Genomic DNA, 16906 nt, shown 5'->3' with positions numbered 1-16906 from the left:
GGAGCATACACAGTTAGTGTGCTGATCGCGGTAATGGGTGTTGATTGTGGAGAGTTGTTCCGTGGATCAGTCAGGTGTCTCGGTGGTAGAGAGAAACGCTGACCAGCCAAGTAAGAATCGGTTGCGCAGCAGCGTAGTGCTGCCAGTGATAGTAGTAGTCATTGGTCTGTTGGTAATGCTCTACCCAGTGGTATCGACGGCATGGAATAACTGGAATACCTCACGGGCCGCTCAGGAGTATGCCCGCTTAGATGAAGCTGCGCCACAACAGCTACAGGATTCGATTTGGGATAGTGCTCATAAGTACAACCGTGAGCGTACTATGGGTCCGATTTTTGACCCGTGGCTCGACCGCATTGGGGTAGATAGCCCTGAGTACGAGGACTACTTGAAGCAATTGGGTGAGACCGATGCAATGGCTCGCTTAATCTTTCCTGCGATCGACGTGGATCTGCCGATATACCATGGCACCTCAGACGAGACCTTGCAGCGTGGATTAGGGCATCTTTATGGTTCCGATTTGCCAGTTGGCGGTCAAGGGACCCATTCGATCATTACTGGCCATACCGGGCTGTCAAACTCTACGATGTTTGACCACTTGAAATCAGCAAGTGAGGGTGATGAGTTTTACTTTCAGGTTGCAGGCCACAAATTGAAATATGTGGTAGACGAAATCTCCGTTGTATTACCGCATGAAGTAGAACGCCTGCGGCCAGTAGATGGGCAAGACTACGTGACTCTTATTACCTGTACGCCCTACGGAATTAATACTCACCGTTTGCTAGTGCGCGGACACCAAGTACCAATCGAATCCGGTGATGAGGAAGTTTTTGACAACTCTCACGGTCCAGGCTGGCAGTGGTGGATGTATGCGCTACTGACAGCAGTAGTGATTGTTGGTTGCTGGTTTACCTGGTGGTTGCGCCGGCAGCATAAAAACCGTCTCAGTACCTCAGGGAAACACCGACAGAAAAGCCTGAAGAACAAGAACAGTAGAAACCCGCTGACGCAAACAAGCGGTGACGCAGAAAAGTATTCTAATGAGCAGAATAACTCGTGGGAGCGAGACGATGACGGGGTTTAAAGCAAGGGCTGCCAAGGTTGTTGCTACAGGTGTAGCGTGCATTGTTTCCTGCATGGGCCTAGGTTTAGGCACGTCCGAAGCATTACAAGTTGCTGGACTGGCTGAGGCGACCGGTGTGGAACAGAGCGTAGCCACGGATGAGCTAATTATTCGGTTAACCCAGGGCAACCCAGATCGTGATGGTGCAGCGCCAGCGGGTGAAATACAGGGAGTAAGTATTCACCTGCATCGACTGGCCGGATTGGCGCCGACAAATCCAGCCCATAAGCGTTTGCTTGAAGAAAAAGATTTGAACGAAGTTCGCGGGTGGGAAAAAGACATACGCTTGACCCAAGACACGGACTACAAAGGCGAGGCGACTTTTACGAACCTAGCTCACGGCTTTTACCTAGTAAGTTCTACTGCACCTAATGATTCTTACCGGGAAATCAACGACTTTGTAGTCGCTGTCCCATTCCACACAGTGTCAGAGAACCCGAATCCTGTCCCTGGGGTGATTGTGGCTAAGACTCACAACCCAGCTACCACATCACCACCACCGTTACCGCCAGAACCCCCGCAGCCTTCTGTATCAAAGAATCCAGATCCCTCGCAGGAATCTACGCCCCAAAGCCAGGTAACTGACTCGACAACTACCCCGGATGCCTCATCCAAGTCGAAAAACCCTAAGGAATCATTGGCAATGACCGGTGCGCAGGTCATTGGTCTGGTTATCGTCGCCGCGATTCTTATTGTCGGTGGCATCGTCATCATCGTTATTAGCCGGAGAAAAAACTCAGAAAGTGAGGGACGTTAATGTCTTGGAGCAAGCTTTACGCAGCCCAGTCAGGTTGGCGGAGGTATCGAGGTGTAGCACCACTTATTGCGACGTTGACCCTCATTTTCAGCCTCATTGCCCTAGCAGCATTACCCACCATCGCAAGTCCAGTCGCCGCGGCGCAGACCAGCCAACTCGGCACTGCTTTAGACTCTCCCGAGCCCCTAAACATCGCGGACAACAATACCGCGGTATTCGAAGGGCACTTTACGGACGATGGAACCGTTAATGAACTTGAATTTAGTGCGATTAATTCCGGAAATTACGAATTAGGGAATGGAGACTACACCTTAAAGATCGATGGTAAAGATGTACCTGTCCGTGAAGGGCAGAACCTATCGACGCATATCTCAAGTGGTCTAATTACTATTCGCATTGCCCAGCTTGATACTCGGGTATCTGCCGGGACAACCTATTCCCTGGAAACCCCACCGATTGAGGGGGAATCAACGCTAAACGGAATCTCCGTCACCGCCAATGGCACGATTGCAGAAAATGCTCCCGAGGCCGAGGCTGCGCCCCGTGAAGATGCGACAGAGGATTCCCACACAGTTCCTGAGGAAACAGGTGAAACAGAATCTGCGCCTCAGATCATGCCTCGTTCTGTTGCACCATATGCAGCGAATTCCGGTGCTTCGGAAAAACGTACCTTTACAATCAAACCTCAAGCCTATGAAAAAAACGCAGGCCATCAAAGTTTTCTTGTTCCCGTTTTCCAGATTCCTCAAAAAGAACTAGCGAACGGTGCAATTACTTTACCCAAGGGAACAGAAGTACTCCTTGAAGTCAACAATCCAATCTTTCAGAACAGCCACCCGAATGACCAAAAAATCTCTTACACAGGAAAAAATGGTGGTTGGTCTGAAGCCCCTGCGACCTATGAGAAGATTAATGATAAGAAATATCGGGTCACCCTCCCAGCAACAATAACCATCGGAGGAAATGCTGAAATTCAATTCACAGGAGTTCGTCGAGGCCGACCGACTGTATTCTCCGCAACTTTTAGCGTGCCTGCGCCAAAATGCAGTCCAGACGCGGAGGTCAAGTCCAAGCAATGGCCGCGTAGTCTGACTAAGGAAGAATTTGAGCACGGGAGTCCCATATACGTGGTGACAAGTACGCCGAGCCGCGACGCTTCGATTCTAAGCCGTCAAGTCGATCAGGGGCGTGACTACCAGGAAGTTGGTAGGACTCCTTGGATCTACAACGCTTTAGCCTTCAACACGGAGGATAATTGGCTTTATGCCATCAGTCAGGATCGCGGTGGTGATCCTTGCTATCCGGGGGGAAACCTTCTTCAAATAGATCCCCGGACTGGTGATGTATATAACCTGGGTCCCCTGCTGAAAGACGGAGGCTCGGGATCTCCGTTTGCGTCTGACGGAGATAAAGATGTTATTAATGCGGGTGTTTATACGAACGAAGGATTTTTCATAGCCAACACCTCGACTTCTGGTACTCGCCGTTTATATAAAGTTGACACGGATAAAGTGAGTGTCAAACCAGTGTTCAAGGATGAAACGCTATCCTACTCGGAGGATTGGGCGGTTCTTCCAAGCGATCAGCGGTATATGTGGGGCTTTCAAAGTAAAGCCAAGGCAGGGGATAAACTCATTGCTGAACGCATCAATACAGCGACTGGGGAAATTAAGACCTGGGATTTGACCAATATTAAAACCTTAGATGGACGAGGAATCTCCAATCCGTCCGCTTCATGGGGTAAGGCGTGGACCTACTCTAATGGGAACCTTGGCTTCGGCACCGGTAGTTCCAACGCGAACCAGCTAGGGTTTGAATTGAAAATTACGGATGCGGCTTCAAACAAACCAAAGTTTGAGTTGGTCAATGTTATGAATAACCTGCCATCTTCGTATAACACTGACGCAGCCTCCGACCTCGTCCCCCCACCACCCGAATTGCAGTCGAATCTTGCTGTGAAAAAGCTGCGGTCTGAGACCAAGACAGTAGGTAATGAGGTTCGTACGTATTGGACAATAACGCTCGAAAATACCACTGATAATCCGAGCTCTGGTGGCTCTTTCTTTGAGTATTTACCCACAGATACTCACTATGGTGTTAATGCCAAAGGGCCGAGCGCACGGTTTGAGGGGTTTGGAGATGGCTCGACAAAGATCAATGGGCGTTTACCAGGTCCTGACCAGGTAGGTTCGGGCAAAGGCATCTACGCCGGAATGAACGTACCGTCCGCGACCGAACGTGAAGTAAACTACATGCATGGATACGTGGGGACTATCCCCGGTCGTGCAAAGGTTGAGTACGTCGTGTCTTCTCCAGTGCGTACGGATAAGTTTGGCAACCTTAAAGCAGTATGTAAGCCCAACAGAGTTGGGTTACAGCCTACAGATGCCGAGGCAAACCCGGCTGATGCCGATAACGTGGCAACGGAAGCGTGCTTCACGAAAGTCGCTGTTGATAGCGAACCACAGCCTGTTGAGAATGCAAAGGACGAATACACTGCGAAGTACAATGTCGTAGTTTCTGCGCCGGATGCGCCAGGGTTCGACAGTAACGACGTTATCTACGGCAAGCTGATAGATGCGCCGAAATTTGTTGGCGCCGCTTCCGTAATTGATGCGACTGTCATTTTCAAAGACGAGTTTGACAAGTCCAGTGACCCAAAGAAGTTTTCAGGTTCGGGCCCCTATGAGCTTAACGCTAATACTGAACCAAAGGTTATTAAGCCAAAAGGGGTGGAAGGAAGCACTGGTCAGCATGTTTACGAAGTCACCGTGCACTTCAAGTTAGATGCGACGAAATTGGATAATTCTTCAGTTCCGGCCGGTCAGAGCCCTCAACCCGCTGGAAATGGCCGGTGCTATATTAAAGACGGCCTCCATGAGCCACAATTCGGCCTCATGAATGAAGTAGAAATGGGTGGCTGGAAGGACACTGCCTGCATCCCGTTAAAGAACCAAAAAATGAATGTCTTCCTTGAAAAAGTTAGCTACGATCCAGAGTCGCCAGACAAGATTAAAAAAGATGGTTTGCTGGAGGGCGCTGAGTTCGCGGTTCATCGTGGTGACACTGACGGGAAGTTGCAGTTAAAGCCTGACGGTAGTGTTAATACTGACACCAATCCGTTGGTAGAACAGTCAACAACCGCCGATCGTGGCCGTGTGCAATTAAAGGGTTTGGACGCCCCGGGCGTCTACTACCTCATTGAGACAAAGGCGCCGCAGGGCTATAACCTGCTGCCCAAGCCGGTCAAGTTCTCTACGGCATGGAATGGTGATGGCGCTGCGGTCGTCAAGATTCTTTCGGACGGCGCATTGACGGCAGCCGGCAATGAGTGCGACAAATCCAGCAATACGAATTGCGACAAGAAGGTCGGCATTATTCAGATAGCGGATGTCAGCAAAGGGGAGTTGCCTAAGACAGGCGGAGCCGGCGTAATTCCTTGGGTCATAGCGGGCGCTACAATTATCCTCCTCGGCTGTGTTGTGTTACGGCGCAGAAAAGCATAATTGCAGTTCGAAGCGGGAGTTCAGTCTGGTAGACAGTCTAGGACTCCTGCTTAGGATTCTGGCCACGTCCGTGGACGTGGTGTATCTGGTCTTTCTGAATCGGGGGCGGTGTCAGGATCAGTGGTGGGGTCCGGCTCGGGGTTGATGTCGGTTCATTAGCCTGCATTTTCGGTGGTCTTCGTGTTACTGGCATTGAAGCTGTTGGCGGCTATGAGGTTGCGGGTTTGTTCCAAGCTCGCCAGCGACATGTAGCGCTTTTGCTGGATTCAATCATCAGGCTGTCCAGCTAGCACAGAGCCGACTAGGCGGATCACAGAACTGTGGTTAGGGAAGATCCCTACAACGTCGGTACGCCGCCGGATTTTTGATTCATCCGCTCTGTTGGATTGTTAGACCACACCTTCGTCCATACAGGTTGCGGCGTGTGTATGGACCTGACCCCCATTCGGTGGACACCTGATATCCAGCCCAGTCGGGCTGGGAAGAAAGGTAATCTACCACCATGTCCAGGTACTCCGAACAGTTCAAACGCGATGCCGTAGCCCTCTATGAGAACAACGAGGACCTCTCGCTGAACAAAGCATCAGCAGAGCTCGGCATCAACCGAGCCTCGCTGCATTCATGGGTCAAGAAGTACGGCACCGGCAAACGTGCCCGCATAAAAGCAGTGCACGATCAAGCCCAAGCGGCGAATGATTCTGCGCGAATCCGCCAGCTGGAAAAAGAAGTCTCTAAGCTGCGCGAAGAACGCGATATCCTGCGTAAGGCTGCTAAGTATTTTGCCGAAGAGACTCACTGGTGATCCGCTTCCAGTTTGTCGATGACCACCGAACCGAGTACTCGGTTAAGCGGATGTGCCACGTGTTAAAGCTCAATCGCTCCTCGTTTTACAAATGGGTCAAAACCCGCGAAAAACGCAGGTTAAAGATGTATTCCGATGGTCTTATAGGTGCAAGAATAAAGACCATCTTCGATGATGAGCATGGTCTTTACGGGGCTAAACGCATCGCCGCAAGCCTTAAGGAAGACACGGCGTATACCCCGGTCAATCACAAGAAAGTTGCACGCATCATGAAAGCCATGGGACTTCAAGGCTTTACTAAACGGCGTCGATGCATCACTACCAGGCGTAAGCCTGGTCACCGCGTCATGCCAGATCTAGTAGGCCGCAAGTTCACAGCTAAAGAGCCAAACCGCGTTTATGTCGGCGACATTACCTACCTGCCGTGTAAGGGTGGCAAGAACATGTACCTTGCCACGGTCATCGACGTCTACTCTCGCAAACTTGTCGGTCATGCACTCGCGGATCACATGCGGGTATCGCTGGTTATCGAAGCTTTGTCTCATGCCAGAAAAGTCCGCGGAAGCCTTAACGGGGCAATTTTCCATTCCGATCACGGCAGTGTGTATACCTCACAGGTATTTAGGGACCACTGCGCCCAACTTGGTGTACGCCAGTCCATGGGAGCGGTAGGTACGAGTGCTGATAACGCCCTGGCAGAATCGTTTAACGCCACCTTAAAGCGAGAAGTCTTGCGTGATCGGAAAGTCTTTGACAACCCAATTACCTGTCGCCAAGAGGTCTTCCGGTGGTGCATGCGCTATAACACGCGCAGGCGGCACTCCTGGTGCAATCTCGTAGCGCCTGATGTCTTTGAAACCAAGACTTCGGCTATACTGACCACAGCAGCATAGCTAGCCCCCGATGTGTCCACTTTCCGGGGGTCGGGCCCTATGAATGCAAGGTGCTTATCCAACGTTTACTCCAGATAGTCGGCGACTTCAGGGAAACGCTCATTGCACAACTCAACACCCTCACGTGCCTGGTCCGACGTAGCTTGGGCGTAGGCTTGCTGGACAGTGGAATGAAACAATCCAGACAATGTGGTCTGCTGGTGTTTGGACGCTGTGGACGAGAGGTTCTTAGCACAATGTGGGTGGCAAGCGCTGCCAGCTAGCTGTAGGCAGTACTTGACCAATTGCAGCTTGGATTCCCAGGTGAGTATTGCTAGTAACTAGATAGACTGAGCCGAGTCCGCGGGGATACAGATACACCGCGCTAAAGGGCGCAACTAGGATTCTCCGTGGAAAGATCTGAGGCCTTTTTTCTTTCGCTAACATATCTCCGCCACCAGTAGATCAGAAGCAGGACAATCACTAGGGCAGCGGCACAAATGGCCCACATCCACCATTGCCATTGCAATCCAGAGCCATCGAAGGCGGAATCGTCATCCGGATCCATTGGTACTTGGTGGCCAGTGACAAGCAGACGGTGAGTATTGATTCCGTAGGGAGTGCAGGTAATGAGGGTAAAGAGATCCTGACCAGCTTCGCGCCTGAGCGAAGCTGTGTCAGATGGATCGACCACACGGATCTGGTGGACTTCGTATTTGAGCTTTTTACCACCAGTAGCTATATAAAAATGATCTCCTTCTTTTACTTTGGAAAGGTTATCCCAAAGCGTGGCATCCTGGAGTCCAGTATGAGCAGACAACGCAGTATGCCGGCCTTCACCATTACCCACACCTCCCACGGGGAGATCTGTTCCATAGAGGTGCCCTACCCCGCGGGAAAGGGCTTGCTCTGAAGTACCGTGGTAAATGGGCAGATCGGATTTGATTGAGGGAATCACAATCCGGCCCATTGCGTCAGTTTCGGACAATATAGAAAGGTATTGGCGGTACCGTTGGTATTCAGGTGAGTCTTCATCATCCGATGTAGTCCATGCGTCAGCTACGTTAATCTCACCAAGTTGGGCATTGTATTCTTGCGCTTGGTCCCAAGCAGTGTGCAGGGCTTCTGGAGGGGCTTGCTTTTCTAATTTGGAGTACTCGTCCGCCGCTCGCGACTGTGAATAGTTGTTCCATTGAGTTGCCACCACAGGGTAGAGCAGTACTCCCAATCCGAGCAGGATGAGTACCAGAGCAATGATGGCGTTAGCGTTAACTGTCTTGGAAGTGGAGTGTTTCGCCATTCTCTCTACCTCTACATCGATGGGTCCTACTAGTCAGCCAAGGCGGCGGCACACTTACTTAAGAATGTAGAGCCCTAGAATCCGGACATTCTTCGTTTGTGATGCAGGTAGGAAAACTACGTGCGGAAGCTATCCGGAGTCGAAAATAGCTGAACTTTTCACTTGTGATATTCAATGACAATGAAAACAATTTTACTCAGACTAATTCTATGCCAGCAGCACTTGTCCGATTCGCCGATGTTTTATGGTTTCAAATCAGCACTTCAGGATGATGATACAACTGAATCCTGGTTTGTTACCTGTATAGCGTCTTAAGTAAATGGAGCCGACGACGGTGTCTGAGTTCACGACATATTTGACACCCTGTTCCTGCGAAGGCAGTCCTGATGCTTGACAGGTGAGTCGGGACAAACTTGACACTTAGCCCACCCTTACCGTGTCAGGTGATGTTTTACAGGTGAGTCGGGACATGTTTGACACTATGAACAGTCCCAACCGTAACCTCGCCATCGTCAAAGCAGTCCGCGGGCAAAAGCGCAGCCCATCACAAGTAGCCAAGCAATTCGGTATCTCTCGCCAACGCGTTTACCAAATCCTTCATGCCTTCGATGCCGGTGGCACAGACGCCATCGCGCCGAAATCCCGCGCCCCACGCACTCACCCCCAAGCCGTGCCAGACACCGTGTGCAAAGACATCATCACAATCCGTAAACAGCTCACCCGTCACGGACTCGACGCAGGTCCAGAAACCATTGCCTACCACCTACAACAAGACGGCAAACGCGTCCCTTCAACCTCGACAATCCGCCGCATCCTAAGAAAAGAAGGACTCATCACCCCAGCACCAAAAAAGAAGCCCAAAAGCTCCTTCATCCGCTTCGAAGCAGCCATGCCCAACGAATGCTGGCAGGCTGACATCACCCACCTGTACCTAGCGGACACCACCCGCATCGAAGTCCTTGACTTCCTCGACGATCACTCCCGCTACCTGCTATCAATCACCGCAGCCGCAGCCTTTAGCGGCACACAAGTCGCCGAGGAACTATCACGCCTGATAGCAGAATACGGACCACCAGCATCCACACTCACCGACAACGGCCTCGTCTTCACCGCCCGCCTAGCAGGACGCAAAGGTGGACGAAACGCCTTTGAAAAAGTCCTCAACGCCAACAAAATCCAACAGAAAAACGGCCGACCAGGCCATCCCCAAACCCAAGGAAAAATCGAGCGATTCCACCAAACCCTCAAAAAATGGATCAACGCCCGACCACCCGCTAAAACCGTAGCTGACCTGCAGACACTCCTCAATGAATTCCGCGACTACTACAACACCACACGCCCCCACAAAGCACTAGGCCGACGCACCCCACACCAGGCCTACACCACCGGCACCAAAGCCAACCCAGCCCACAACCCGACACAAGAATGGCGCACAAGAAACGACGTCGTCTGGGACAACGGCAAAACCACCGTGCGCTACGCCGGCAAAATCTTCCACCTAGGCATAGGCCGCAAATGGAAAAGACAGAAAATCCTCATGGTCATCGCCGACAACCACGTCATCACATCACTAGCCGAAACCGGAGAAGTCATCACCGAGCACTACATCGACACCAGCCGCAACTACCAAAAGCCCTACTGGAAACAAGGAGACCCACCCCTAGGCCCAGAATAAGAAGAAACCGGCATCCCAGAACAAAAAGAAACTGAGATGCCGGTTTGTCAACGATGTCGCGACTCACCTGTCAAGCATGTCGCGACTCATGACATGGAGCCGACGACGGGAATCGAACCCGCGCCAGCAGCTTGGGAAGCTGCAGTTCTACCATTAAACTACGTCGGCGCTGCGCCAAATGCGCTTTCCCTACTATACACCTTGGGTAGGCGATTGAGTAGAATCGGGTCCGTGCTTCTTTCAGATCGTGATATTCGTTCCGCCATTGATTCCGGAGAGCTGGGCATCGACCCCTTTGATAGTGAGCTTATCCAGCCTTCTTCCGTTGACGTGCGCTTGGATAAGTACTTCCGGGTATTCAATAACTCCCGCTATACGCACATTGACCCCAAAGAGGAGATGCCGGAGCTTACCACCTTGGTGGAAGTAGAAGAGGAACAATCCTTTATTCTCCACCCCGGCGAGTTTGTCCTTGGTGCCACGCTGGAGAAATTCACCCTCCCGGCTGACCTTGCCGGGCGTTTGGAGGGCAAATCCTCGCTGGGACGGCTGGGGCTGTTGACCCACTCCACCGCGGGCTTTATCGATCCTGGCTTTTCCGGGCACATCACCTTGGAGCTCTCCAATACCGCGAACCTGCCCATTGCGCTGTGGCCGGGGATGAAGGTGGGCCAGCTGGCTATCTTTAAGATGACCTCGCCGGCGGAAAGTCCGTATGGCACGGGCGCATTGGGCTCGAAATACCAAGGTCAGCGCGGGCCAACGCCATCAAAGTCTTACCTGAACTTCCGCAGGGATTAATCTGGTATTTACATAAAATCTCTAAGATGAGGTTTTATGCGGATGACTGTTATTGGCACCGGTTACCTGGGTGCCACCCACGCCGCCTGCATGGCGGAATTGGGGCATGAAGTTTTAGGCGTCGATGTAGACGAGGATAAGATCGCCGTCTTGCAATCGGGTAAGGTTCCATTTTTTGAACCGGGGCTACCGGAGGTGCTCGAGCGCAATATTGATGCTGGGCGCTTAGGGTTTAGCACGGATTATGACGAGGCTGCGCAATTCGCCAACGTGCACTTTCTCGGCGTGGGAACCCCGCAGTGCCGCGGCTCTTATGCGGCGGATATGACTTACGTTAAGGCCGTTATCACGGACTTGGTGCCCAAGCTGCGCGGGGAGCACGTCATCTTTGGCAAATCCACCGTTCCGGTAGGAACGGCGGCGGAACTACAAGAACTGGCGGATAGTTTGGCGCCCGAGGGAACCCGCGTGGAGATCGCGTGGAATCCGGAATTCTTGCGCGAGGGTTATGCGGTGCACGACACCATCACCCCGGATCGCATCGTGATTGGAACCCGTGAATCGGAATCTCGTGCGGAGGAGCTTGCCCGCGAGATCTACGCGCAGCCGTTAGCGCAGGATACGCCCTTCATCGTGACCGACCTGCAGACCGCAGAGTTAGTAAAAGTCTCCGCCAACGCCTTTTTGGCCACCAAGATTTCCTTCATCAATGCGGTCTCTGAGATTTGTGAGATCGCGGGGGCAGATGTGGTGGCGCTGGCGGATGCCATTGGCATAGACAAGCGCATTGGTCGCAAGTTCCTCGGCGCGGGCCTGGGTTTTGGCGGTGGTTGCCTGCCTAAGGATATTCGCGCCTTTATGGCGCGCGCCGGTGAGCTCGGCGCCGATCAGGCCCTGACCTTCTTGCGCGAGGTGGACGCGATTAATATGCGCCGGCGCGACCGCATGGTGGACCTGTCTAAAGAAGCCTTCCATGGCTCCCTATTGGGTCACCGCGTTACCGTGCTGGGCTGTGCTTTTAAGCCCAATTCGGATGATGTGCGCGATTCGCCGGCGCTCTCGGTTGCTGGGTCCTTGTCCTTGGCGGGTGCCGCGGTGACCGTCTATGACCCCGAGGGTATGGACAACGCCAAGAAGGTTTTCCCCACCTTGGACTATGCCGCCGATACGGAATCCGCCCTGCGGGAGGCGGAATTGGTCATCCTGGCCACCGAGTGGCAGCAGTTTAAGGAGCTGGATCCGAACGAGGCTGGCGAGCTCGTGGATAATAGGCACATTATCGATGGCCGCAATGTGCTCGACGTTGCGGCTTGGTCCAACGCCGGTTGGAAGATTCAGGCGCTGGGCCGCACGCTCTAACGGCGGTGTGACGGGACGGTAAACGCGGCAATCAGCGTGGTAATCGGTACCGCGAGGGTCAGCGCCATGGCGCCGACGCCGGAGCGCAGGAGCTCGGTGGCGACGAGATCGCTGCTGAGAATTTGCCCCGCGGGGCGTTCGGCGGCGGTGATGAGCAGGAGTAGGGGCAATGCGGCGCCGGTATAGGTCAAAATGAGGGTATAGACCATCGAGGCAATGTGGTCGCGGCCGACCCGCATGGCGGATAGGAAAAGCTCGAGCGGTGAGGCCGCGGGATCGGATTCGTGCAGCTCGGTGATGGTGGAGGCTTGGGCGATGGCGACATCGGCAAGGCTGCCCAATGCGCCGACGACGAAGCCACACAGCAGCACGCCCAGGATGGACACATTGGGCATATACAGCAGCAGCTTGAGGTTGTCTTCGGAGCTATAGCCTTGCAGCTGCGAACTATCGATGGCCGCCCACGCAAGGAACGCGGCGATGGCGAGCGCGGTCAGGGAACCGCCCACTGCGGAGGCGGATTTCCAATTCACGCCGTGGACGAGGGGAACGGCAAGGAGAATGATGGCGGTACAGGCAGCGAGCGCCACCCACAAGGGATTGGTGCCTGCGATGAGCGCTGGGATGAGGAAGCTAAAGACGATGCCAAGGCTCAACCCCAAGCCGATGATCGCGCGCACCCCATGCCAGGCCGCAAAAGCGATGATGACAATAGCGATGACCACTCCCCACAGCAGGAGGCTATTGCTGCGCTGATAATCGGCAAAGGCATACGAGACGGATCCAGTGGGATCGGTGGCCTTAGAGAGCACGATATTATCGCCCGGCTGCAATTCTGGGTCGCCCGCGTTGCCGTAGGTGACCAATTGGGTCATCTTTCCCTCGTCCTCGCCGGAGGTGATCTTCACCAGCGCCCGGTCACAGTCCACCTCTTCCTTTTCCGGAATCAGCGGCGGGGTATCGAAGGCCAGGCCGGTCTGCTCCGATTGGCACGCGGAATGGTCGGTCTTTTCCACTGTTGCCTCAACCTGCGGGTGGTTCAGCGCGTAGGTGGACTCGAACTCCTCCGAAGTGTGCTCTGAGGCAGCACTAGAGGGCCACAGCAGGACGAGGCCAATCAGCATGGCGACAAGGGCCGTACCGATGGCAGTGACCAGGCCAACGCGCCACGGGTGGCCGGATACCTCCTGCGCCAGCTGACGTGGATTTAGGCGTTCCAACGCCGACTGGCCTGGCGCGTGCCCGCTGGACCCAGATCGACGCTGCGCTTGCCGATGCCGCGAAGCCGAGTCCGATGCGGAATTAGAAACCGAGGAATGCCGTCCCATACGGTGTATTGTGAACGATTATTACTGCAATTACCAATCGCCTGCTGGGGTGCTATTGGCGGTAGCTTACCAAGAAATTGCCCAAGCGCTCGATGGCGTTTTCCAGCTGGGAAGCCCAGGGCAGCGTGACCACGCGGAAGTGATCCGGGTGCGGCCAGTTGAAGCCGGTGCCTTGGACCATGAGGATCTTTTCGGCCTTGAGGATGTCCAACATGAGCTTGGAATCATCGTGAATCTCATAGACATTGGGATCCAGGCGCGGGAAGAGGTACAGCGCGCCCTTGGGCTTTACCGCGGACACACCGGGGATCTCATTGATCTTGTCGTAGGCGATATCGCGCTGGCGCAGCAGTCGTCCCCCCGCTCCGGTGAGCTCGTAGATGGATTGGCGCCCGCCCAGCGCCACCTGGATGGCATGTTGGGCAGGAACATTCGGGCACAGGCGGGTACCGGCCAGCAATTCGAGGCCCTCGATAAGCCCGTGCGCATGGTGCTTCGGGCCCGTAATGACCATCCAGCCCGCGCGGTAACCACAGACGCGGTAGGCCTTGGATAGGCCATTAAAGGTAAAGGTCAAGAGATCGGGGGCCAGCGAGGCGATGGAGATATGCTTCGCATCGTCATAAAGGATGCGGTCATAAATCTCATCGGCCAAAATCAGCAGGTTGTGCTCCCTGGCGATGTCCACGATCTGCTGCAGGACCTCGCGCGAATACACCGCGCCGGTTGGGTTATTCGGGTTGATAACCACGATGGCCTTGGTCTTTTCGGTGACCTTGGACCTAATGTCCTCGATGGATGGGTTCCAGTCGTCTTCCTCATCGCACAGGTAGTGCACTGGGGTGCCGCCGGCCAGCGAGGTTGCCGCCGTCCACAGCGGGTAATCGGGTGCCGGGATGAGGATCTCATCGCCGTTATTGAGCAGCGCCTGGGTGGTCATGGTGATAAGTTCTGATACGCCATTGCCCAAGAAGACATCGTTGATATCAAAATGAGGGAAGTCTTCGAGCTCATAGCGCGTGACGATGGACCGCCGGGCCGAGGTAATGCCTTTAGAAGTGGAGTAGCCCTGGGAGGTGGGCAGCGCGCTGATCATATCGCGCATGATGACATCGGGTGCATCGAAGCCAAAGACGGCGGGGTTGCCGGTATTGAGCTTGAGGATGGTGTGGCCGTCCAGTTCCATTCTCTCCGCTTCCGCTGAGACCTCACCGCGAATATCGTAAGCGATGCCCTTTAGTTTTTCGGACTGGTCAAAGATGCGGGGTTTGGGAGAAGTCATGGCCATATTGTGCCATCTTTCACAGCGCTAAGAAATATTGCAGCGCACCTCAGCGCTATTTATTATTCCACTTGCTGATTTGTTTCTTCGCCATTTCCATAGCCTGACCGGTAATTTCTCCGGCCTGCTGGCGGCGTTGGGCCCACATTTTCTTCTCTAATTCTTTTTGGTGCGCTCGCTCGTGTGCCGTCAGCGCACGGATTTCGCGCTGCTGTTGGCGCTCAATTTGCCGCACCGAGGGGGCATGCCAGGATTGCGGGCCCACCTTGGCCACGTACAACAGGATCCACACGATGGGGATGAGCGCTGCGGCTACCGCGCCGCCCGCCAGCAACCAGGGGCTATTCATGGTGGCGCTGAGCATGACAAGAGTGGGCGATGCCGTGAGCAGCACCACCGAGCTGGTCAGCGCCGTAGCGATGCGGGGCTTCTTCGCGGCAGTATAGGCGCGGTCTACATCGCCTTGGGAGTAGATCTTTACCTCTTGCGAGCCGGTCGCAGGAATATCGCTAAAGATCGGTGCCAAGTCTTTCTGGGTGACGGCCTGCATGACGCTATCGGAGCGCTCCTCAAACTCGGTCATCGATAGGCGGCCTTCGCCCACTGCGCGGGCTAAATCGGTCAGGGCATCGTTGCGCTCTGAATCAGATAGACGCAGTGTCCGGTCATAGGGGGAGGATCCGTAGCTATTAGTCACAGCCACCATAATAGACAAGCTAATTCAAAAAGAATATGCCCTGCCGCGGTGGCAGGGCATGGTTTCTAGCGTGGAGTGCACAGATTAGAGCTCTTGCGACTCTTCTTCCTTATCGTCCTCGTTAGAATCGGACTTCTTCTGTGGATCGGATTCATCAACCGTCTTGGAGTCTTTCCTTCCCACCAAGTTGGCCAGGAACGGGAAGATGGCAACGGTCAATGCGCCACCGGCGACGAAGATCGAAGCGGTTTCTTGCTTCATCAATTCCGAATTAACCGCCAGCGAGGTTACGGCAACGATGATCGGCAGGCCGGTCGCCGTGTACAAACTGACTTGGAGGCGCTCGCGCACCGTTTCAATTTCGGAGCCGGTGTGGCCCACATTCTCGCGCAGGAATACCGGCAGGCCGCGGGTAACGAGAATAAGCGCCGGGATGCCCAGCACCTTCCCCGGATTATTGGCGATGGTATCCCAGCTAATCGTCATGCCAGAGACCACGAAGAAAACCGGGATGAGCATGGAGTGGAAGACCACATCGAGGCGGTGTTCCAGCCGGCGATGGAACTCATCCGGAATGATGCGGTTCAAGATGATGCCGGCGGCGAAGGCACCAAGCACGATGTCGAGCTCAAAGACCGCCGTGACGGCCATGAGGGTGGCAAGGATCAGGATGATCAGACGCAAAATGGTCTGGTTGGTGGACCCTGCACCGGAGATAAACGCCGCTTTAACCCACGGAATCGTCGTGGCAATGGCTGCCGGCATGATGGCAACGGCCACGGCGATGCCGATGAACGCGAGCATAATCAGCAGCGTGGTCCACGTGGAGCGCGTGCTGAGCAAAAGCGCCATCGCGGTAATGGGCGCGACCTCACCAATAGCGCCGTGAATCATGACTGATTTGCCCACTTTGGTCTCGAGCACGCGGTCCTGTTTCAGCATGGGCTGGAGCGTGCCCAACGCCGTGGACGTCAGTGCGAGTGCCACCACGATGGCGCCTGGGACGTTATCGACCAAGAAGTATGCACCGATACCACAGGCCGCCAGGCAGATAAGCCAGGTGGATAGCGCGGTTCCCGCCTCTTTGGTCTTGAGCGTAGAAATCTCGATCTCAAAACCTGCGAGCAAGAAGAGCGCACCAACACCCAGCTCTTTCAGCATGCTGATGCCGGCATCTTCATGCGCGACATCCAAAAGCGATGGGCCGATGACCATGCCAAAGATGATCAAAAGGGCAACGGCCGGCAGCCGGTTGCCCAACATGAATGACACTATGGGCGCCAGTAGCGCCGCAAGCATGATCCAGGCAAAGGAAACGAGGCTAGTGGTGTTTTCCGTCGCACCTGCTGCCAGAACAAAAGTATCCGCAGCCCATCCCACATCTAATTGCATGAATCACAGCGT

General features: G+C 54.2%; 12 protein-coding genes, 1 tRNA gene and 2 pseudogenes. 7 read left to right on the top strand and 8 right to left on the bottom strand.

Translation table 11 applies throughout. The features are described 5' to 3' along the window. Nucleotides 1-61: 61 nt before the first annotated feature. The 3 genes from EL217_RS10315 to EL217_RS10305 are packed head-to-tail and all read left to right on the top strand — an operon-like array spanning nucleotide 62 to nucleotide 5386. Nucleotides 62-1084 (top strand): class C sortase, encoded by a 1023-nt coding sequence (locus EL217_RS10315; RefSeq protein WP_420026252.1) that lies wholly within the window; start codon nucleotides 62-64, stop codon nucleotides 1082-1084. After that, nucleotides 1071-1880: a surface anchored protein gene (locus EL217_RS10310; protein ID WP_126319919.1), complete on the top strand. Its 810-nt coding sequence runs from the start codon at nucleotides 1071-1073 to the stop codon at nucleotides 1878-1880. The genes EL217_RS10315 and EL217_RS10310 overlap by 14 nt, the downstream gene beginning before the upstream one ends. Continuing rightward, complete coding sequence (locus tag EL217_RS10305) at nucleotides 1880-5386, top strand: DUF6923 family protein (RefSeq protein ID WP_126319918.1); 3507 nt, start codon at nucleotides 1880-1882, stop codon at nucleotides 5384-5386. Before EL217_RS10310 ends, EL217_RS10305 begins: the two co-directional genes overlap by 1 nt. Nucleotides 5387-5541: 155 nt before the next feature. Here the strand turns inward: EL217_RS10305 and EL217_RS10300 are convergent. Beyond that, a pseudogene (locus EL217_RS10300) lies at nucleotides 5542-5792 on the bottom strand (transposase); the annotation flags it as partial. Nucleotides 5793-5888: 96 nt separating this feature from the next. Here EL217_RS10300 and EL217_RS10295 point away from each other — a divergent pair. Beyond that, nucleotides 5889-7081 (top strand): IS3 family transposase gene (locus EL217_RS10295; protein ID WP_126319489.1). Its coding sequence is split into 2 segments (ribosomal slippage): nucleotides 5889-6168 and nucleotides 6168-7081, totalling 1194 coding nucleotides; the frame shifts between segments, so codons are not numbered across the junction. A gap of 68 nt (nucleotides 7082-7149) precedes the next feature. Here EL217_RS10295 and EL217_RS11495 read toward each other — a convergent pair. Then, nucleotides 7150-7435: pseudogene (locus tag EL217_RS11495) on the bottom strand (transposase); the annotation flags it as partial. Nucleotides 7436-7445: 10 nt separating this feature from the next. After that, complete coding sequence (locus tag EL217_RS10285; RefSeq protein ID WP_126319916.1) at nucleotides 7446-8360, bottom strand: class C sortase; 915 nt, start codon at nucleotides 8358-8360, stop codon at nucleotides 7446-7448. 481 nt (nucleotides 8361-8841) lie between these two features. Here EL217_RS10285 and EL217_RS10280 point away from each other — a divergent pair, with 481 nt between their 5' ends. Further along, nucleotides 8842-10035, top strand: coding sequence for an IS481 family transposase (locus tag EL217_RS10280; protein ID WP_034653752.1), 1194 nt, complete (start codon nucleotides 8842-8844; stop codon nucleotides 10033-10035). Nucleotides 10036-10129: 94 nt separating this feature from the next. Here EL217_RS10280 and EL217_RS10275 read toward each other — a convergent pair. Continuing rightward, nucleotides 10130-10203 (bottom strand) — tRNA-Gly (locus tag EL217_RS10275). Between the two features lie 63 nt (nucleotides 10204-10266). On the opposite strand from EL217_RS10275, the gene dcd reads away from it, so the two are divergent. Further along, the gene (gene dcd, locus EL217_RS10270) at nucleotides 10267-10836 is read left to right on the top strand and encodes a dCTP deaminase (protein ID WP_126319915.1); all 570 of its coding nucleotides are present in this window, start codon (nucleotides 10267-10269) and stop codon (nucleotides 10834-10836) included. Between the two features lie 36 nt (nucleotides 10837-10872). After that, nucleotides 10873-12195 carry a UDP-glucose dehydrogenase family protein gene (locus EL217_RS10265; protein WP_126319914.1) on the top strand — a complete coding sequence of 441 codons (1323 nt, stop codon included), beginning with the start codon at nucleotides 10873-10875 and terminating at the stop codon, nucleotides 12193-12195. On the opposite strand, the gene EL217_RS10260 is transcribed toward EL217_RS10265, so the two are convergent. The 4 genes from EL217_RS10260 to EL217_RS10245 form a co-directional block, all read right to left on the bottom strand. Beyond that, nucleotides 12192-13319, bottom strand: coding sequence for a YibE/F family protein (locus EL217_RS10260; RefSeq protein ID WP_232018414.1), 1128 nt, complete (start codon nucleotides 13317-13319; stop codon nucleotides 12192-12194). The genes EL217_RS10265 and EL217_RS10260 overlap by 4 nt on opposite strands. Before the next feature lie 256 nt (nucleotides 13320-13575). Beyond that, nucleotides 13576-14811 carry a pyridoxal phosphate-dependent aminotransferase gene (locus tag EL217_RS10255; RefSeq protein ID WP_005279345.1) on the bottom strand — a complete coding sequence of 412 codons (1236 nt, stop codon included), beginning with the start codon at nucleotides 14809-14811 and terminating at the stop codon, nucleotides 13576-13578. 49 nt (nucleotides 14812-14860) lie between these two features. Next, nucleotides 14861-15511, bottom strand: coding sequence for a DUF1707 SHOCT-like domain-containing protein (locus EL217_RS10250; protein ID WP_005279347.1), 651 nt, complete (start codon nucleotides 15509-15511; stop codon nucleotides 14861-14863). 75 nt (nucleotides 15512-15586) lie between these two features. After that, nucleotides 15587-16894: a cation:proton antiporter gene (locus EL217_RS10245; RefSeq protein WP_126319913.1), complete on the bottom strand. Its 1308-nt coding sequence runs from the start codon at nucleotides 16892-16894 to the stop codon at nucleotides 15587-15589. Between the last annotated feature and the right edge of the window lie 12 nt (nucleotides 16895-16906).

The sequence above is a fragment of the Corynebacterium segmentosum genome (assembly GCF_900637825.1).
Lineage (GTDB): Bacteria > Actinomycetota > Actinomycetes > Mycobacteriales > Mycobacteriaceae > Corynebacterium > Corynebacterium accolens.
The sequence above is the reverse complement of the archived record's forward strand: the minus strand, read 5'-3'. Positions and strand labels throughout refer to the sequence as shown.